18 protein-coding genes and 1 rRNA gene are annotated in these 18,745 nt (G+C 68.3%); 2 read left to right on the forward strand and 17 right to left on the reverse strand.

Features of this window, described 5'->3' with window-relative positions; genetic code table 11:
* The 10 genes from ACSVDD_RS19780 to ACSVDD_RS19825 form a co-directional block, all read right to left on the reverse strand.
* A 16S ribosomal RNA gene (locus ACSVDD_RS19780) occupies window positions 1–109 on the reverse strand; the annotation flags it as partial.
* A 494-nt stretch (window positions 110–603) separates the two neighbouring features.
* Complete coding sequence (locus ACSVDD_RS19785) at window positions 604–1,035, reverse strand: DUF1489 family protein (RefSeq protein WP_448191110.1); 432 nt, start codon at window positions 1,033–1,035, stop codon at window positions 604–606.
* A gap of 78 nt (window positions 1,036–1,113) precedes the next feature.
* Window positions 1,114–1,410 (reverse strand): acyl carrier protein, encoded by a 297-nt coding sequence (locus tag ACSVDD_RS19790; protein WP_448191111.1) that lies wholly within the window; start codon window positions 1,408–1,410, stop codon window positions 1,114–1,116.
* A 105-nt stretch (window positions 1,411–1,515) separates the two neighbouring features.
* Complete coding sequence (locus tag ACSVDD_RS19795) at window positions 1,516–2,421, reverse strand: hydroxymethylglutaryl-CoA lyase (RefSeq protein ID WP_448191112.1); 906 nt, start codon at window positions 2,419–2,421, stop codon at window positions 1,516–1,518.
* A 225-nt stretch (window positions 2,422–2,646) separates the two neighbouring features.
* The gene (locus tag ACSVDD_RS19800) at window positions 2,647–4,653 is read right to left on the reverse strand and encodes an acetyl/propionyl/methylcrotonyl-CoA carboxylase subunit alpha (RefSeq protein ID WP_448191113.1); all 2,007 of its coding nucleotides are present in this window, start codon (window positions 4,651–4,653) and stop codon (window positions 2,647–2,649) included.
* Between the two features lie 122 nt (window positions 4,654–4,775).
* A complete protein-coding gene (locus tag ACSVDD_RS19805; protein ID WP_448191114.1) occupies window positions 4,776–5,765 on the reverse strand; it encodes a potassium channel family protein in 990 nt (329 codons plus the stop codon).
* Between the two features lie 56 nt (window positions 5,766–5,821).
* Window positions 5,822–6,607, reverse strand: coding sequence for an enoyl-CoA hydratase/isomerase family protein (locus ACSVDD_RS19810; protein ID WP_448191115.1), 786 nt, complete (start codon window positions 6,605–6,607; stop codon window positions 5,822–5,824).
* A gap of 11 nt (window positions 6,608–6,618) precedes the next feature.
* Window positions 6,619–8,226, reverse strand: a complete 1,608-nt coding sequence (locus tag ACSVDD_RS19815; protein ID WP_448191116.1) for a carboxyl transferase domain-containing protein — start codon at window positions 8,224–8,226, stop codon at window positions 6,619–6,621.
* A gap of 311 nt (window positions 8,227–8,537) precedes the next feature.
* The gene (locus ACSVDD_RS19820; RefSeq protein ID WP_448191117.1) at window positions 8,538–9,140 is read right to left on the reverse strand and encodes a 2-hydroxychromene-2-carboxylate isomerase; all 603 of its coding nucleotides are present in this window, start codon (window positions 9,138–9,140) and stop codon (window positions 8,538–8,540) included.
* A gap of 106 nt (window positions 9,141–9,246) precedes the next feature.
* Entirely contained in the window at window positions 9,247–9,960 is a 714-nt protein-coding gene (locus ACSVDD_RS19825) for a response regulator (RefSeq protein ID WP_448191118.1), read from the reverse strand.
* 232 nt (window positions 9,961–10,192) lie between these two features.
* Between ACSVDD_RS19825 and ACSVDD_RS19830 the strand changes: the two genes are divergently transcribed.
* Window positions 10,193–10,381: a hypothetical protein gene (locus tag ACSVDD_RS19830; RefSeq protein ID WP_448191119.1), complete on the forward strand. Its 189-nt coding sequence runs from the start codon at window positions 10,193–10,195 to the stop codon at window positions 10,379–10,381.
* A gap of 247 nt (window positions 10,382–10,628) precedes the next feature.
* Here ACSVDD_RS19830 and ACSVDD_RS19835 read toward each other — a convergent pair whose 3' ends face one another.
* The 3 genes from ACSVDD_RS19835 to ACSVDD_RS19845 form a co-directional block, all read right to left on the reverse strand.
* Window positions 10,629–11,765 carry an acyl-CoA dehydrogenase gene (locus ACSVDD_RS19835; RefSeq protein WP_448191120.1) on the reverse strand — a complete coding sequence of 379 codons (1,137 nt, stop codon included), beginning with the start codon at window positions 11,763–11,765 and terminating at the stop codon, window positions 10,629–10,631.
* Between the two features lie 31 nt (window positions 11,766–11,796).
* Window positions 11,797–12,174, reverse strand: coding sequence for a RidA family protein (locus ACSVDD_RS19840; protein WP_448191121.1), 378 nt, complete (start codon window positions 12,172–12,174; stop codon window positions 11,797–11,799).
* A gap of 105 nt (window positions 12,175–12,279) precedes the next feature.
* Window positions 12,280–13,470 (reverse strand): acetyl-CoA C-acyltransferase, encoded by a 1,191-nt coding sequence (locus ACSVDD_RS19845; protein WP_448191122.1) that lies wholly within the window; start codon window positions 13,468–13,470, stop codon window positions 12,280–12,282.
* A gap of 149 nt (window positions 13,471–13,619) precedes the next feature.
* On the opposite strand from ACSVDD_RS19845, the gene ACSVDD_RS19850 reads away from it, so the two are divergent.
* Complete coding sequence (locus ACSVDD_RS19850) at window positions 13,620–15,626, forward strand: DUF4139 domain-containing protein (RefSeq protein ID WP_448191123.1); 2,007 nt, start codon at window positions 13,620–13,622, stop codon at window positions 15,624–15,626.
* A gap of 1 nt (window position 15,627) precedes the next feature.
* On the opposite strand, the gene ACSVDD_RS19855 is transcribed toward ACSVDD_RS19850, so the two are convergent.
* The 4 genes from ACSVDD_RS19855 to ACSVDD_RS19870 form a co-directional block, all read right to left on the reverse strand.
* Window positions 15,628–16,323 (reverse strand): NnrU family protein, encoded by a 696-nt coding sequence (locus tag ACSVDD_RS19855; protein ID WP_448191124.1) that lies wholly within the window; start codon window positions 16,321–16,323, stop codon window positions 15,628–15,630.
* Between the two features lie 85 nt (window positions 16,324–16,408).
* Window positions 16,409–17,581: an isovaleryl-CoA dehydrogenase gene (locus tag ACSVDD_RS19860; RefSeq protein ID WP_448191125.1), complete on the reverse strand. Its 1,173-nt coding sequence runs from the start codon at window positions 17,579–17,581 to the stop codon at window positions 16,409–16,411.
* Between the two features lie 139 nt (window positions 17,582–17,720).
* Complete coding sequence (locus ACSVDD_RS19865) at window positions 17,721–18,179, reverse strand: hypothetical protein (protein WP_448191126.1); 459 nt, start codon at window positions 18,177–18,179, stop codon at window positions 17,721–17,723.
* A 97-nt stretch (window positions 18,180–18,276) separates the two neighbouring features.
* The gene (locus ACSVDD_RS19870; RefSeq protein ID WP_448191127.1) at window positions 18,277–18,729 is read right to left on the reverse strand and encodes a PaaI family thioesterase; all 453 of its coding nucleotides are present in this window, start codon (window positions 18,727–18,729) and stop codon (window positions 18,277–18,279) included.
* Between the last annotated feature and the right edge of the window lie 16 nt (window positions 18,730–18,745).

The following is an 18,745-nucleotide window of genomic DNA, read 5'->3' on the forward strand; positions in this document are numbered from 1 at the left end:
CCACGTGTTACTCACCCGTGCGCCACTAAGGCCGAAGCCTTCGTACGACTTGCATGTGTTAGGCATGCCGCCAGCGTTCGTTCTGAGCCAGGATCAAACTCTCAGGTTCAATTCGCCGCCCTGCCCGAAGGCCGGAGGCAATTGATAAGGGTCGCCGAAGCGATACTCCTTACACCTAAGCGCGATTCTGTTCGTCTCTTGCTTGGCTTGTCGGATGCGCTCCGATCGATCCTTGCGATTGTGCCGTGTCCTCTGAAACCCGAGAACCCCGACCCGCAAAGCCGACCGCCTGCGCATCCCTTCTCACAACACGGTATTCAGTTGTTCAAGATCCGGGCCGCTCCGTCAGCCGGAGCGACAGCGGCCCGAGCCTGCCCCTTTCGGGACCGGCGGCGGAGCCGCGAATTGTCTCGTTGGACCCAGAGACGAAAAGCGCAACGCCGAACCGGCGCCGCTTTCTGCGGAGAACCGCAACCCTCTGGGCTTTTCCCGACCCGCCCGCCTCTCAGTGGAGGCCGCCGCGTCGGTGAGCGGTTTATAGGGGGAGCCTCGGGGAACTGGCAAGCGCTTTTTTCGCTGTATGACGATTTTTCTTCCAGTCCCTCAGAGCAGTCCCAAGGCCCGCAATTCGGCCGCGAGGTGAGGCGGCAGCTCGTCGCCGTCCCCGGCCGCGCCGGACAAATCGGCTGGCGCCGCTTCCGGCTGCAAGTAGCGCCAGCCCTGGAACGGGCGCTGCACGGTGGGCACGGTGGGCACCAGATCGGGATCGACGCCAATGATGCAAAAGGATTTGCCGTCCTCGTCCACGCCAGTGTCGATGGACAGCACGCGCTGGCGCACCACCGTCGAGCCGCGCACCACCCAGTAAAGCGAGCCGGTGCCGACGATCTCGGTGCCGCGCTTGGGCACCTGTCGGGTGTAGACGGGGATGAGGGCGGAGCCGTCGTCGCGAACCTGAACCCGGCGGGCCTGCACCGCGCGGAGGTGGTCGATGTCGGTGATGCCGACGGCAAGCTTGATCAGATTGAGGGGCATGGGAGCAATCAAGGTTGCGGGTGCGGCCGGGAGTCCGGCGGCGCGCCCTGCCCTCTCGCCTCCCGTTGGCCCCGCCGTTCAGTCGGGGATCGCGTTGAGCGAGCGGCAACGCGCCTCGAACTCGTCGGTCACGAAGTCGGGCTTCTTGTAGAACCCCTTCATCCAGCTGACCAGCATGCAGAGGTCTTCCAGATGGATAGCCTCGTCCAGCGTGTCTTCGGGGAATTCCACCTCGAAGCCCTCGCGGATGAAATCGAGCACCTGTTCCAGTTGTTCGGGAGTCAGACCGATCTCCTCCAGCACCGCAGTGCGGGTGAGGCCCTTCTCGTCGATGCCGAAATCGTCGCGGATCAGCTTCACGATCCAGCGAAACATATGCATCCAATTGGTAATGCCGGCGACAACCTCAGACATCGGTGCGTTCTCCCACTCGTCTCGGGCGTGAGTGTGGCACGCGAGGGTTACCGAATTCTTGCGGTATCACGCCGCACGTGCAGCGAGCGCTCGGCCGGCCTTGGATGCGGTCGGCCGGCCGAGCAGGCCGGAGATCCAAGCGCCGGTGGCCGCCAGCCGGTCGAGGTCGATTCCGGTCTCCAGCCCCAGGCCGTGCAGCATGTAGACGACGTCCTCCGTCGCCACGTTGCCGGACGCCCCCTTGGCGTACGGGCAGCCGCCCAGACCGGCGACCGCCGAATCCACCACCGACACGCCCAACTCCAGGCAAGCCAGGATGTTGGCGAGCGCCTGCCCCCAGGTGTCGTGAAAGTGCAGCGCCAAGCGCTCGATTGGTACGGTGCGCGCCACGGTTTCCAGCATGGCGCGCGCCTGCACCGGCGTGCCGACGCCGATGGTGTCGCCCAGCGACACCTCGTAGCAGCCGAGGTCCACCAGTTTCGCCGCGACTTCGGCCACCTTGGCGGGGGAGACCGCGCCTTCGTAGGGGCAGCCGAGCACGCAGCTGACGTAGCCGCGGACCTTCAGGCCCTTCGACAGCGCCTCGGCGCAGACCGGGGCGAAGCGCTCCATGCTCTCGGCGATGGAACAGTTGATGTTCTTTTGGCTGAACGCTTCGGACGCGGCGCCGAACACCGCCACCTCCTGCGCACCGGCGGCAATCGCCGATTCCAGGCCCTTCAGGTTGGGCACCAGCACGGGATAGGAGACGCCCGGCTTGCGGCGGATGCGATGCAGCACCTCGGCGGAGTCGGCCATCTGCGGGACCCACTTCGGGCTGACGAAGGCGCCGGCCTCCACCGCCGGCAGGCCGGCGTCGGCCAAGCGCTCGATGAGTTCGACCTTGGCGTCCAGGGGGACGGTCTTCGCCTCGTTCTGAAGCCCGTCGCGCGGGCCCATCTCGACGATCTTCACCCGAGTGGGGAATGGCATTTTTGGCTCCTGCGGGACCGTGCAGTCCTGGTGCTGGGAACAACATTCACACGGATTTTGGGGATTTGAACACGGATTACACGGATTTTCTTATTCGTGCACAGCAGCGGCCTTCGGGATGGCCCGACGCACAGCAAGCATCAAAAAATCCGTGTAATCCGTGCTCCAATCCGTGAAATCCGTGTCGATTTTGTTAGCGGCGCTACGCCCTTACTGGCAGCAGAATCACTCCGCCGCCTCGAACGTCACCAGCTCGTTGCCCTCTTCCACCTGATCGCCGACGGCGCAGCGGAAGGCGGACACCGTGCCGGAGCCGGGGGCCTTCAGGGTGTGCTCCATCTTCATAGCCTCCAGCACCAGCAGCGGCTGGCCCTTCTCCACCTTGGTACCGGGCTCGATCAGCAGCGCAATGATCTTGCCGGGCATCGGAGCGGCGACACGGCCACCGGGCACCTCCTGGTCCAGCGCGCCGGTCAGCGGCTCGACCAGGGTCAGGCGGTGGCTGCCGCCGGGGTGGAAGACGGTGATGTCCGCCCCCTGGCGCACCCACACGGCCGAGAGCCGCACACCGTCCAGATCGACCTCCAGCGTGCCGCCGGGGTGGAACTCGCCGCCGGCGGTCACCGATTCGCCACCCGGCAGCTCCAGCCGGAAGCCGTCACGGCGGTAGACGACGCCGACCGCACGGTCTTCACCGTTCTCGCGGAAGGTCAGAGTGTCGCGCGCCTCCTCGTTGAGGCGCCAGCCGTCGGTGCGCGTCCACGGGCTCCAGGGGTCGGCGGAGGTGGCGGCCGATTCGCGGGCCGTCCGCTCGCGGTCGAGCAACACGCCCAGCGCCGCCAGCGCCAGCGCGCGCGGGCCGGCGACGGCCGGCTCGGGCAGCAGGTCGGCGCGGTGGCGGTCGATGAAGCGGGTGTCGAGGTCGGCGCCGAGGAAAGCCGGGTGGCTCGCCACCGTCTCCAGGAAGCGGACGTTGGTGGCGAGGCCGACGACCTGCGTGGCGGCCAGAGCCGCGCGCATGCGGCGCACGGCGGCGGCGCGGTCGGTGTCCCAGACGATCAGCTTGGCGATCATCGGGTCGTAGTGCACCGAAATGGCGTCGCCGGCGCGCACGCCGGCATCGACGCGCACGTGCGGGCCGCAGGGCGGGAAGCCCAGATGCTCCAGCCGGCCGGTCTGCGGCAGGAAGTCGCGGTCGGGGTCCTCGGCGTACAGGCGCGCCTCGATGGCGTGGCCCTGGATGGTCAAATCGTCCTGGCCGACCGGCAGTGGCTCGCCGCTGGCGACGCGGAGCTGCCACTCCACGAGGTCCTGGCCGGTGATCATCTCGGTCACCGGGTGCTCGACCTGGAGACGGGTGTTCATCTCCATGAAGTAGAAGCCGCCCTGCGCCGGGTCGTAGAGGAACTCCACCGTGCCGGCGCCGACATAGCCGATGGCCTTGGCGGCGGCGACCGCCGCCTCCCCCATGCGGCGGCGGATCTCGGACGGCAGGTTGGGAGCCGGCGCCTCTTCGATCACCTTCTGGTGGCGGCGCTGGATCGAGCAATCGCGCTCGAACAGATAGACGCAGCTGCCCTGGGTGTCGGCGAAGACCTGGATCTCCACGTGGCGCGGGCGCTCCAGATACTTTTCGACCAGCACGCGGTCGTCGCCGAAGGCGGCGGCCGACTCGCGCTTGGCGCTGGCGAGCTGGGCGTCGAACTCGGCGGCCGAAGCCGCCACCTTCATGCCCTTGCCGCCGCCGCCGGCCGACGCCTTGATCAACACCGGCCAGCCGATTCGCTCGGATTCGGCGCGCAGCAGGGCCGGGTCCTGGTCGGCACCGTGGTAGCCGGGGACCAGCGGCACGCCGGCCTGCTCCATCAGCGCCTTGGCCTCGGACTTGCCGCCCATGGCGCGGATGGCGGCGGGCGGCGGGCCGATGAAGACGATGCCGGCGGCGGCGCACGCCTCGGCGAAGCGCTCGTTCTCCGACAGGAAGCCGTAGCCGGGGTGGATCGCCTCCGCGCCCGAGCGCTTTGCCGCGTCGAGGATGGCGTCGGTGAGGAGATAGCTCTCGCGCACCGGCGCCGGGCCGATGCGGTAGGCCTCGTCGGCCAAAGCGACGTGCATGGCCTCGGCGTCGGCGTCGGAATAGACCGCCACCGTCTTCAGGCCCATGCGGCGCGCCGTGCGGATGACGCGGCAGGCGATTTCGCCACGGTTGGCGATGAGAATCTTGGAAAACACGGCCCTGGTCCTCCCCGGTGCCTTTCTTCTTCTCCACGCAGCTTATCCATACGGTACCGTATTGTAAAGCGTGTGCGCGGGTGGTCGGAGGGCGAGCGCCCTCCCCTGTCCGTCGTCAGGAGTTACAAAGGATCTCTGTGGTCGTGGCCGTCGCGCGGCTGGGTGTGGCGGATGATGGCGCTGAAGCCGAACAGCAGCAGCAGCACGCCGGTGACGATCTCCACCGCGCAGACGATGCGCACCGTTCCGGTGATAGGGTAGATGTCGCCGTAGCCCACGGTGGCGAAGGTGATCAGCGAGAAGTACAGACCTTCAGGGAAGGTCAGGTCGCGGCGCACGCCGTCGATGATGAAGTTCGGCTCGCCCATGAAGCGGTCCATGATCGTGTAGATCGAGCCGAACAGGATGATGGTCAGCGAGTAGAAGGTCAGGAACGCGAAGGCCGGCAGCACCAGACGCGACGCCTGCTGGAAAAACCCTTCGAACAGCAGCCCGGCGTCCAGGAGGAAGATCGCGATGTCGCGGCTGACGAACAGCACGACCAGCGCGATGGCCCCCATGGCGCTGACGAACAGTTCGGACAGCAGTTCGGGCGCCATGTCGTGGCCGGGCACCAGGAAGGTCAGCGCGCCGATGCCCCACACCGGCGCCATCCACAGGAAGACGCGGTCGAGCTGCCCGCCCTCACGCAGGCGGCGCGATTGGACGATGCTGCGGATGTCCTTGGCGCGCCACCACGCCCCTCCCAGGAACGCCACCAGCGGCATGGCGAAGCCCACGCCTTGCGACAGCGGGCCGATGGAGTGGAAGTTGCTTTCCAGGAAGAAGACGAAAATGCAGGCGTACACGCCGATGAAATTCGCCAGCGCGATGGTGAAGAACTGGCTGCCCGGAAACACGTAGTGGAACACGCCCACCACGATGCCGACCGATCCCAGCAGCACGAACGCCAAGTCGCCGGACACCGAGCGGATCGACAGCGCGATCAGGCCGAGCAGGAACGCCGTGAAAACCGCGCCGCCCAGCCAGGAGCGGCGCGTGGTGTGCTGCACGGTCGCGGGTGGGGGCGCGGACACCACCTTGGGCCGGCGTTCGGGAACGGACTGATCCATATGACACTATAAGCAAAATCCTGCGGCTTCTTATAGTGCAGCGGCGTCGCAGACCGTCAGCGTTTTTGCCAGGACGGCTTGGATTTTCCTAAAAATGCTCCGACCCCGTCCCGGCCCTCGTCGCTGGCGCGCTGGCGGGCGATGCGTTCGGCGGTGTCGCGGACCTGCGCGTCGTCCAGCGGGTGGTTGACCACCGCGCGAATCAGGTCCTTGGCGGCGCCTTGGGCGGCGGGGGCACCGTCCAGCAGCCTGGCGACCATGGACTCGGCCGCTGCGTCGAGCTGGTCGGCCGGCACCAGTTCGTGCACGAGGCCGAGGCGGTACGCCTCGGACGCGGAGAAGCGCTCGGCGGTGAGGAAATAGCGGCGGCAGGCGCGCTCACCCATGGCCGCCACCACGTAGGGGGAGATCACCGCCGGGATCAGGCCCAGCCGCACCTCGGTCAGCGCGAAGCTGGCGGTGTCGGCGCACACCGCGATGTCGCAGGCGGCGACCAAGCCGACGCCGCCGCCGTAAGCCGGCCCCTGCACCACCGCCACCGTCGGCTTCGGGCAGGTGTCGAGCGTGCGCAGCATGACCGCGAGGCCCATGGCGTCGGCGACGTTCTCGTCGTGGGAATAGCCGGCCATGCGCTGCATCCAGGCGAGGTCGGCGCCGGCCGAAAAGCTCTTGCCGGTGCCGCGCAGCAGGATGATCCGCACCGCCGGGTCGGCGCCCAAGCGCTGGAACGCGCTCGCGAGATCGGCGATCACCGTCTCGTTGAAGGCGTTGTGCACATCGGCGCGGTTCATGGTCACCGTGGCGACGCCATCGGCGCGGATGTCCGTCAGAATGTCGCTCATGTCCCCTGCCCTCACATGCGGAAGACGCCGAACGACGTCTTCTCGACCGGCGCGTTGTAGGCGGCCGACAGGCCCAGCCCCAGCACCATGCGGGTGTCCGCCGGGTCGATGATGCCGTCGTCCCAGATCCGCGCCGAGGCGAAATAGGGGTGGCCCTGCGTCTCGTACTGCTGGCGGATGGGGGCCTTGAACGCCTCCTCATCGGCCGGGTCCCAGGTCTTGCCCTGGGCTTCGATGTTGTCGCGCTTGACCTGGCTCAGCACGCCCGCCGCCTGCTCGCCGCCCATGACCGAGATGCGGGCGTTCGGCCACATCCACAGGAAGCGCGGGCTGTAGGCGCGCCCGCACATGCCGTAGTTGCCGGCGCCGTAGCTGCCGCCGATGATGACGGTGAACTTCGGCACCTTGGTGCTCGCCACGGCCGTGACCATCTTGGCGCCGTCCTTGGCGATGCCGCCGGCCTCATACTTGCGGCCGACCATGAAGCCGGTGATGTTCTGCAGGAAGATCAGCGGGATGCCGCGCTGGCTGCACAGCTCGACGAAGTGGGCGCCCTTCTGCGCCGATTCGGAGAACAGGATGCCGTTGTTGGCGATGATGCCCACCGGATAGCCGAAGATCCGCGCGAAGCCGGTCACCAGCGTGGTGCCGTACAGCGCCTTGAACTCGTCGAACTCCGAACCGTCGACGATGCGGGCGATCACCTCGCGCACGTCGTAGGGCTTGCGCGGGTCGGCGGGGATGATGCCGTAGAGGTCCTGCCCGTCGTAGCGCGGGTCGATGGGTGCGCGCAGAGTCGCCTGCGGCGCCTTGCTGCGGTTCAGGTTCGCCATCACTCGGCGCGCCAGCGCCAGCGCGTGCGGGTCGTTCATGGCGTAGTGGTCGGTGACGCCGGAGATGCGCGAGTGCACGTCCGCACCGCCGAGATCCTCGGCCGACACCACCTCGCCGGTCGCCGCCTTCACCAGCGGCGGACCGCCCAGGAAGATGGTGCCCTGGTTGCGCACGATGATCGCCTCGTCCGACATTGCCGGCACGTAGGCGCCGCCGGCCGTGCAACTGCCCATGACGATGGCGACCTGCGGGATGCCCAGCGCCGACATGTTGGCCTGGTTGTAGAAGATGCGGCCGAAATGGTCGCGGTCGGGGAAGACCTCGTCCTGGTTCGGCAGGTTGGCACCGCCCGAATCGACCAGATAGATGCAGGGAAGCCGGTTCTGCTGGGCGATTTCCTGCGCGCGCAGATGCTTCTTCACCGTCATCGGGAAGTAGGTGCCGCCCTTCACCGTCGCGTCGTTGGCGATGATGACGCACTCCTGCCCCGACACCCGGCCGATGCCGGTGATGACGCCGGCCGACGCCACCTCGTCGTTGTAGAGGCCGTAGGCGGCGAGCTGCGAGAACTCCAGGAACGGCGAGCCGGGGTCGAGCAGCGCCTGCACGCGGTCGCGCGGCAGCAGCTTGCCGCGCGCGGTGTGCTTGTCGCGCGCCTTGGCGCCGCCACCCAGTTTGACCTGGGCGACCTTGTCGCGCAGATCGCCGACCAGCGCCTGCATGGCCTCGCGGTTGCGGGCGAACTCTTCCCCGCGCGTGTCGAGCGCGGTCGTCAAAACGGCCATATGGTTTCCTCCCCGCTGGCAGTGCTTGGCGCACCCTTCTGTGCCAGGATAGGGGCCAAGCTTGCACCATACGGCACCGTATGGGCAAGCGGTTTTGCGTGTCGCACAGCGGAAGACCCGAAACGCCCTACGCCACCATTTTCCACGGATTTCACGGATTGAGTCACGGATTTCACGGATTTAGATGATCGTGCACAGCAGCGGCCTTCGGGACGAACCGACGCGCTGCAAGCATCAAAAAATCCGTGAAATCCGTGGAAAAATCCGCGAAATCCGTGAAACCCTCACAGTCACACGCGGAGCAAGGACAGTCACCAGCCGCCCGTCGCCAGCCAGCGGTCGATCATGTCCAGGCGGTCCCAGCCCCAGAAGGGTTCGTTGCCGACCAGCACGAAGGGCGAGCCGAAGACGCCGTGGCTGATCGCCTGCTCGTTCTCCTCGCGCAGGCGGTCCTTCACCGCTTGGTCCTGCATGCCCGCGGCGACCTCGGCCGGGTCGAGGCCGATGGTGCCGGCAATCGCGGCGACGGTCTCTGCGGGCGCGATGTCGCGGCCCTCGCCCCAATGGGCGCGGAACAGCGCGCGGGCCAGCGCCTTCGCCGACTCCGGGTTGCGGTCGAACCGCCACCAGTAGGCGCGCGACGCCGCCACCGAGTTCACCGGCGTCGAGTCGGGGAAGGCGAAGGGGCAGCCCATCAGCCGCGCGATGCGCTTCACGTCGTGCTGGAGGTACTCGCCGCGCAACGGCTGCTGCAAGTTGGGTTTCATGCCGGTGATCTTGAACACCGCGCCCAGCAGGATCGGGTGCCAGTTCACGGCGCGGCCATGCTTGGCGGCCAGTTCGTCGATGCGCAGGCTGGCGAAATAGCCGTACGGCGACGCGAAGTCGAAATAGAAGTCGATGGGCGCAGCCATCCTTGTCCCCTCCCCGGGCGTGATTTTCCGGGAAGGCTAACCCCGGCGCGCCGGCCGGGGCAACGGTCGAATGGTCACACCGCCTTGCGAATCAAATCGCCCGGAATCAAATCGCCCGGACCTTGGCGTCGAAGACGTACCCGGCGCCGCGCTCGGTCTTAATGATGCGCGGCTCCTTGGGGTTCGCCTCGATCTTGCGGCGCAGGCGCAGGATCAGCACGTCGATGGAGCGGTCGAACACCTCCGCCCCGTCGGCGCGCGTCAGGTCGAGCAACTGGTCGCGGCTCAGCACCCGCTGCGGGCGCTTGACGAAGGCGGCGAGCAGGCCGAACTCGGCCTTGGTCAGCTCCACCTCGCGGCCTTCCTGGTTGCGCAGGCGTTGCGCGGTGAGGTCCAGCTCCCAACTGGCGAACTGCACCACGGCGCGCAGATCGTCGGCGCTGCGCGCCGGGCGCGTCTCGGTGGAGACCCGGCGCAGCACGGCCTTGATGCGGGCCAGCAGCTCGCGCGGGTTGAAGGGCTTGGTCAGGTAATCGTCGGCGCCCAGTTCCAGCCCGACGATGCGGTCGACGTCCTGGTCCTTGGAGGACAGGATGATGACGGGAATCTGCGACTCGGTGCGGATCTGGCGCACCAGCCCCAGGCCGTCGCCGTCCGGCAGGCGCAGGTCGCACACCACCAGATCCACGGGATCGCCTTCCAGCACCTGCTTGGCGCTCGCCGTGTCGGGGGCGGTGGAAACGCGGTAGCCCTCGGCCGTCAGATACGAAGCCAGCAGCTCGCGAATTGGCTCGTCGTCATCGACCGCAAGAATGTGCATCGCGCTTCCTCTTCGCCCTGTTCTTCGGACGCCATCCGGCGGGTTGGCCGCACTCGGTTACAGGCTTGTAACACACTATCCCTCCACCGTGAAAGGGTGTGCGGGATGAAACAGCAACTCGCGTGATCGAAACAAAAAGCTCAGAAACCTGAAATCGGCAAGACATATCGGTAGGGCTTAATCCAACCCGTGGGGCGATGGGACGCACCCCAACGGATGGATGAGGGAAGACATGAACGGCTTCAACCAATGCCTCGACCGCATCGCCCTGCTGGATCGGGCCGACCGCATCCTCAGCGAAGTGCGTGTCTATGGCCCTGGCATCCCGGTCCGCGAGGCCATCGCCCAGCATCGCGCGCTGCTCAGCGAAGCCCGCCGCCACATCGAGTCGGCGCAGTCGCTCTATCGCCAAGCCGCCTGAGGAATTCCGACATGGCACTGCCCCTGCGAACCCTGGACCAGACGGAGCGCCGGCACGATCGGCCGCACCGCACGGCCGTGGGCGGGCGCCGGGCATGCCGTCAAGCAAACGGCACCCCCGCCCATGGGCGGCCCCGTTGTGCGACGCAGCTGGAGGGTGACCGGCTGCATTCCCTTGCCTTCCCTCCCCCGTCGCGGGGGAGGGGTTCTTTTGCCGGTTTGCCGTCCGACTCGCTGCCCGATTCGCCTCAGCCCGCGACGATCTGGCGCGAGATGATGAGCCGCTGGATGTCGGACGTGCCCTCGTAGATCGAGCACACGCGCACGTCCCGATAGATCCGCTCCACCGGAAAATCATTCAGATAGCCGTAGCCGCCGTGCACCTGGATGGCGTCGGCGCAGACGCGCTCGGCGGCTTCCGAGGCGAACAGCTTGGCCATCGCCGCCTCCTTCAGGCAGGGCAGCCCGGCATCGCGCAGGCTTGCGGCGTGCAACACCATCTGCCGCGCCGCCTCGACACGGGTCGCCATGTCGGCCAGCCGGAACGCCACCGCCTGATGGTTGATGATGGCGGTGCCGAAGCTCTGGCGCTCCTGGGCGTACTGCAACGCCGCCTCAAAGGCGGCGCGGGCCATGCCCACCGCCTGGGCGCCGATGCCGATCCGTCCGCCCTCCAGGTTGGCGAGCGCCACCCGGTAGCCGTCGCCTTCCCGGCCCAGCATCAGCGACGCCGGCACCCGGCAATCCTCGAAGACGATCTGGCACGTCTCCGAGCCGTGCTGGCCCATCTTCTCCTCCTGGCGCGCCACCGTGTAGCCGGGGGTGTCGGTGGGGACGATGAAGGCCGACAGGCCCTTCTTGCCGGCGGCCGGGTCGGTGACGGTGAAGACGATGGCGACCTTGGCGTTCCGGCCCGACGTGATGAACTGCTTGGACCCGTTCAGCACATAATGATCACCGTCGCGCACCGCGCGGGTCTTGATGGCGGCGGCGTCGGAGCCGGCCTGCGGCTCGGTCAGGCAGAAGCAGCCGAGCATGTCGCCCTGGGCCATCGGCGTGAGGAAGCGCTCCTTCTGCTCCGGCGTGCCGAACTTGAGGATCGGCGCGCAGCCGACCGAGTTGTGCACGGCCATGATGGTGGAAACGGCACCGTCGCCCGCCGCGATCTCCTCGATGGCCAGCGCGTAGGCGACGAAATCGGTGCCGGCGCCGCCGAACTCCTCCGGCACGATCATGCCCATGAGGCCGAGCGCCCCCATCTCGGCCAGTTCCGCGGCCGGGAAGGCACCGGTGCGGTCGCGCTCGGCGGCGAAGGGCTTCAGGCGTTCCTCGGCGAATCGGCGCGCCATGTCGCGCACCATTTCCTGCTCTTCCGTCAGGCGCATGGGTGGTTTCCTCCGGTTCTTTATGTACGGGTCACCGTCTGGCGGTGACCTCGATCTCGATCTTCATGCGCGGGTCGATCATCTGGCAGACCACGGTGGTGTTCGCCGGCCGCGCTTCGCCCAGGTACTCGCCCAGCACCGGCGCCACCCTGGCGAAGTCCTTGGCGTCCGAAAGGTAGACGCGGACGCGCACGACGTTGGCGAGCGAGGCTTTGCCGCGCTCCAGCGCCGCGCAAATGTTGCGGAAGGTCTGGTGCGCCTGCTCCACCACATCGTCGGAGATGGTGCCGGCCTCGTAATCGAAGCCGGTGGTGCCGGAGACGAACACCCACTTGCCGTCCACCACGGCGCGCGAGTAGCCGGCAACCCTCTCGAACTCGGACCCGGAGGAGATGAGCGTGCGAGTCAACGGCGAACCTCCCGGATGCGCTTTCTGGTTGATTCACCAGAACATGCCACAATGCGGAGCCATGCGCCAGTCCCTCCCCCAGCAGGGCTGGGGGAGGGACAAGCTTCAGTTCACCCGTTCGACCGCCATGGCGGTGGCTTCGCCGCCGCCAATGCACAGCGAGGCGACACCGCGCTTCAGCCCGTACTTCTCCAGCGCCGCCAGCAGCGTCACCAGGATGCGCGCCCCCGAGGCGCCGATGGGGTGGCCGAGCGCCGTGGCGCCGCCGTGCACGTTGACCTTGTCGTGCGGCAGGTCGAGGTCGCGCATGGCCGCCATGGCGACCACGGCGAACGCCTCGTTGATCTCGAAGAGATCGACGTCGCCGGCGGTCCAGCCGGTCTTTTCCAGCAGCTTGCGGATGGCGAACACCGGCGCGGTGGTGAACAGCGCCGGCGCCTGGGCGTGCGTGGCGTGGCCGCGGATCGCCGCGAGGATCGGCAGGCCGCGGCGCTCGGCCTCGGAACGGCGCAGCAGCACCAGCGCCGCACCGCCGTCGGAGATGGACGACGCGTTGGCCGCCGTCACCGTGCCGTCCGGACGGAAGGCGGGCTTCAGCGTCGGGATCTTCTCGGGCGAGGCCTTCAGCGGCTGCTCGTCCTTATCAATGATGGTATCACCCTTGCGGCCCTTGACGGTCACCGGAACGGTCTCCGCCGTGAAGGCGCCGCCCTCGATGGCGCGGCGGGCGCGGGTCAGGGATTCGATGGCGTAGGCATCCTGCGCCTCGCGGGTGAACTGGTAGGACTGGGCGCACTCCTCGGCGAAGGTGCCCATCAGGCGGCCCTTGTCGTAGGCGTCCTCCAGCCCATCGAGGAACATGTGGTCGAGCACCCGGCCATGCCCCAGGCGATAGCCGCCCCGCGCGCGGTCGAGCAGATAGGGGGCGTTCGACATGCTCTCCATGCCGCCCGCGACGATGATGTCGGCGGTGCCGGCCTTGATGAGGTCGTGCGCCAGCATCGCCGCCTTCATGCCCGAGCCGCACACCTTGCTGACCGTGGTGCAGCCGATGGCCTCGGGGATGCCGGCGCCCAGCGACGCCTGACGGGCGGGCGCCTGGCCGACGCCGGCCGGCAGCACGCAGCCCATGAGCACCTCACCGACCTCCTCGGGGCGGATGCGGGCGCGCTCGACCGCCGCCTTGATCGCCGTGGCGCCGAGCTGCGGCCCGGTCAGGCCCGCCAAGTCGCCCTGGAAGCCGCCCATCGGCGTGCGCGCGGCACCGGCAATGACGATGGGATCTTCGGTGGCCATGGTGACATCCTCCTGGGCTCTGATTGTTGGGCGGCCACCATGTAAGCGCGCCGCGCAGTTTTTTCCAACATACGGCAGCGCATGGCCGCAATGTTTCCTCATTTGCCGGTATCATCGGTGGAAAATCCACGCGACGAGGAAACCCCCGCATGATCCGCCCGACGCTCCTGGTCGTGACCGCCATTTTGCTCCTGGCTCCGCACGCGCAGGCGGCTGATGGGTTGACGCTCAAGCGCGTGCTGCTGTCCACCGGCGGCGTCGGCTATTTCGAGCACGAGGCGGCGGTGACCGGCGACGCGGAGCTGACGCTGGAGGTGCGGCGCGATCAGGTGGACGACGTGCTGAAGAGCATCGTCGTCTACGACGACCGCGGCGGCGTCGGCACCATCGGCCTGCCCGGCGAGGAGCCGCTGCGCGAACTGTTCCGCGAGTTGCCCTTCGGCCCCGACGCGCTGGAGTCGCCCACCGCGCTGCTGAACGCGCTGAAGGGGGCGGAGGTGCGCACCGCCGGTGCCCGCGAGATCGCCGGGCGGCTGCTGTCGGTCACCGAAGACACCGTGACGCTGCCGAACGGCGCCGGCACCGCCACGCGCCACCGCGTCAGCCTGATGACGGCGACGGGCCTGCAACAGGTGCTGCTGGAGGATGCCGAGTCGCTGCGCCTCGCCGATCCGGCGCTCCAGGCGCAGGTGGACGGGGCGCTGGCGGCCTCGGCCAAGCACACCGCCCGCGACCGCCGCCGGCTGACCATCCGCACCACCGGCGACGGCGCCCGGACGATCCGCGTCGCCTATGTGGTGGCCGCACCGCTGTGGAAGGCGAGCTACCGCCTGACGCTGCCGGCCGGTGAGGCGCAAGCCGGCGACCTCCAGGGCTGGGCGGTGCTGGAGAACATGAGCGGCGCCGACTGGAACGGCGTCGAGCTGACCGTGGTGTCCGGCAACCCGGTGACCTTCCGCCAGGCGCTCTACACCGCCTACTACGTCAACCGGCCGGAGGTGCCGGTGGAAGTGCTGGGCCGCGTGCTGCCCCGCCCCGACGAGGGCTCGGTCGCCGTCCCCATGGCGGTCGCCCGCAGCGCCGAGGCGGCACCGCCGCCACCCATGCCGATGGCGGCCCCGGCGCCCATGGCCAAGATGGCGCCGCCGCCGCCGCAGCGCGCCGCCGAGCCGATGGCGGCGGAAGCGACCGAGGCCACCACGCAGGTGGTCTTCCGCTACCCGCAGCCGGTGTCGGCGCCTAACGGCAGCTCGCTGCTGCTGCCCATCGTCGCCCGCGCGGTGCCGGCGGCGCGCCTCGACCTCTACCAGCCGGGCACGCAGCCGCGCCATCCGCTGGCCGCCGTGCGGCTGGACAACGATTCCGGCTCCGGCCTGCCGCCCGGCGTGCTGACCCTGTACGAGCGCGACGGCGGAAACGTCAGCTATGTCGGCGACGCGCAGCTCGCCGCGCTGCCGGCTGGGGAGAAGCGGTTGCTGAGCTTCGCCGTGGACCAGAAGGTCAAGGTGGACCGCAGCGAGCAGCCCAGCCAGACGCTGTCGCGCGCCGCCATCGCCGATGGCCTGCTGCGTCTGACCGTCACCGAGCGGCAGACCACCACCTACACCCTGGCCGGCGCCGCCCGCGAGGCGCGCACCGTCCTGGTCGAGCACCCGCGCCGGTCCGGCTGGTCGCTGGTGCAGCCGGCCGGCACCCCGGAGGCGACGCCCGCCGCCTATCGCCTGCCGGTCGATGTCCCGGCCGGCGGCACCGTCACGCTGACCGTGACGGCCGAACGCCCGCGGCAGGAGCAGCTGACGCTCACCGACCTGTCGTCCGACCGTATCAACGCCTACGCCACGGCGCCCGAGTTGCCGGCCGCGGTGCGCGAGGCGCTGGGCAAGGTCTTCGTGCAGCGCACCTTGGTGGCCGAGCGCGATCGCCGCGTCGGCTCCATCGAGCGCGAACGCGACGAAACGGCCAAGGATCAGGCGCGGTTGCGCGAGAACCTCCAGGCGGTGCCGCAGAACAGCGATCTCGGACGCCGGACGGTGACCAAGATGGGCGAACTGGAGACGCAGCTGGAACGTCTGGGCAAGGATCTGGCCGCCGCCCGCAAGGACGCCGACGAGGCGCGGCGCACGCTGGCCGACACCGTACGGGGGCTGAAGCTGTAACTCAGGCCGGCAGCGGCGACACGCCGAACACTCCTTTGTGGAAGTGCAGCAGGGCGGCGTAGAGCACCAGCGCGCCGGCCAGCCGCGCCCAGCCGATCTCGGACCAGACGAAGCGCTGGCGGCCGGCGAGGATGGCGGCGAAGGGGACGTTGGAGGTCTCGGCGGCAAAGCGCTCCCACGCCGGGCCGAGCCGGCGCGCCAGCTTGGCGTCGATGAGCACCGAGCCGAGGAGCGAGAGCACCGCCAGCGTGCCGAACAGCACCAGCGACGCGGTGTCGCCATTGGGTACCAGATGCGCCAGCGCCCACAGGCCGACGCCCCAGAGGAACGGGTTGCGGGTGACGCGCAGGATGCCGCGCGCGGCGTCGGGCCGGTCGAGGCGTGCGGTCTGGCCGACCGCGGTGGGGTTCGGGGTCGAGAAGCCGGCGACGAGCAACAGCAGCGATACGGGAACGACGAGCAGCGGCACCCACGCCTGCCAGCCGTATGTGGGCCACAGCGGCGTGGTGGGGGCGTTGGCGTAGGCCGAGCCGAGCCACCAGAACGACACGGCGCTGATGAGGGAGAAGACGCCGAGGTACGGCTGCTCGCCGATGCGGGCGGCCAGCGCGTTCCGCAACGGGGTGGAGGCGATGCCGAAATGCGTGACCAGCAGGAACAGGCCTGCGGCGATGAGAGAGCCGAACGTGCCGGTCATGCGATTCTCCCGTGCGCGTTTCCCCCACCCTAACCCTCCCCCGCTGGGCGGGGGAGGGATGGGGTGGGGGCACCGGCTGCCGAGCTTACGTGGTTTCCTTGAACAATTCGCGCCCGATCAGCATGCGGCGGATCTCGCTGGTGCCGGCGCCGATCTCGTAGAGCTTGGCGTCGCGCAGCAGGCGGCCCGTGGGGTACTCGTTGATGTAGCCGTTGCCGCCCAGCGTCTGGATCGCCTCCAGCGTCATCCAGGTCGCCTTCTCGGCCGAGAACAGGATCGCCGCCGCCGCGTCCTTGCGCGTCGTCTCGCCGCGGTCGCAGGCCTTGGCCACCGCGTACACGTACGCCTTGGCGGCGTTCATGATCGTGTACATGTCAGCGATCTTGCCCTGCATCAGCTGAAACTCGCCGATGGGCTGGCCGAACTGCTTGCGGTCGTGGATGTAAGGGATCACCACGTCCATGCAAGCCTGCATGATGCCCAGCGGCCCGCCCGACAGCACCGCGCGCTCGTAATCCAGGCCGGACATCAGCACGTTGACGCCGCGCCCCACCCCGCCCAGCACGTTCTCTTCCGGCACCTCGCAGTCCTCGAACACCAGCTCGCCGGTGTTGGAGCCGCGCATGCCCAGCTTGTCCAGCTTCTGCGCTACCGAGAAACCCTTCATGGTCTTCTCGATGAGGAAGGCGGTGATGCCGCGCGGGCCGGCGGTGACGTCGGTCTTGGCGTAGACAACCAGCGTGTCGGCGTCCGGCCCGTTGGTGATCCACATCTTGGTGCCGTTGAGGACGTAGCGGTCGCCCTTCTTCTCGGCCTTGAGGCGCATGGACACCACGTCCGACCCCGCCCCCGGCTCCGACATCGCCAGAGCACCGACGTGCTCGCCGGACACCAGTTTGGGCAGATACTTGCGCTTCTGCACGTCGTTGCCGTTCTTGCGGATTTGGTTGACGCACAGGTTGGAGTGCGCGCCGTAGCTCAAGCCCACCGAGGCCGAAGCGCGGGAGATTTCCTCCATCGCCACCACGTGCTCCAGATAGCCCATGCCGGCGCCGCCGTACTCCTCTTCGACGGTGACGCCGAGGATGCCCAGGTCGCCCATCTTGCGCCAGAGGTCGGCCGGGAACTCGTTCTCGCGGTCGATGTCGGCGGCGCGCGGCGCGATTTCGTCCGACGCGAAGCTGCGCACCGAATCGCGCAGCATGTCCGCCGTCTCGCCAAGGTCGAAGTTCAGCGACGGCAGCTGGTTGGACAGCATGGTTTCCTCCCCCGGAATGTCGTTCGTTGCCCTAACATAACCCGTGGCGGACCGCTTGGGAAGATACGGTAGCGTATGGAACGCAGCAAAACGAAAACGGGGCGCCGAAGCGCCCCGTTCCGATGCCGTTCTGCGCCCGTCACATGGTAGCGCTGGAGCAGGCCTCCCAGGCGCTGCCGTGCAGGCCGAAGAACTGGGCGACCTTCTTGTTCCCCTGGCTCTCGATGACGACGCGGAAGCGCTCGCCGGTGCAGGCGCCGGCCGGCTGGGTCTTGTAGGGCAGCGCCACGTGCTTTGCCTTCAGGCAGCCGTCGGAGACCTTCGGCCCCTTCTCGCCGCCGTCGATCTTGTTGCCCTTGAGCGCCATGAAGTAGTTCTTCGCCGCCCCGCCCTGCACCTCGGCCTTGATTTCGACCTTGCCGGACTTGGTGGGCTTCAGGCCGGCGTCCTGCACGCCATCGGGCGCACCGGTCGGGATCGGCCGGAAGGAGATCGCCTGGCACGCCGCCGGCTCCTTCGCCTGCGCGGGCGAAGCCAGCAGCGCAACCCCCGCCATCAGGGCAACCGCACACACACCCGCAACGCTCGAACGCATCATCGTTCCCTCATCCTTAACTTCCGGCCGGGGATGGCCGCCGCCAGTATTCCCCAGCCACCAGCCGGTGCAACAGACAAATCGCAACAGACAAATATCGTCAGCCGCCCTTGCCGGAGTCGACGATGGCGATGCAGGTCTGCTGCATCAGCGCGCAGTCCACCTCGCGCCCGCCGTCGAGCATCGACACCTCGATGGTGGTGATGGTCAGCGTGCGGCCGGACTTCACGACACGCGCGCGGGCGATCATCTCGTCACCCTTGGCCGGGGCCATCAGGTTGATCTTGAACTCGACGGCCAGCACCTCCGACTTCGGCGGCATCAGCGTGTAGGCCGCCCAGCCTCCGGCGTTGTCGGCCAGCATCGCCACGATGCCCGCCTGGAAAAAGCCGTGCTGCTGCGTCAGCTCCGCGCGGAACGGCAGGCGCATCTCGCACAAGCCGGGCTCCAGCGTGGCGATGGAGATGCCCAGCGTCTTGGCGATGGGCTGCTTCTCGAACGCCGCCAGACAGCGGGCCTTCCAATCGGGGTCGCGGGGCTTGAAGTCGGTCACGTCAGGGCGCTCGCAG

Source organism: Azospirillum terrae, assembly GCF_053470425.1.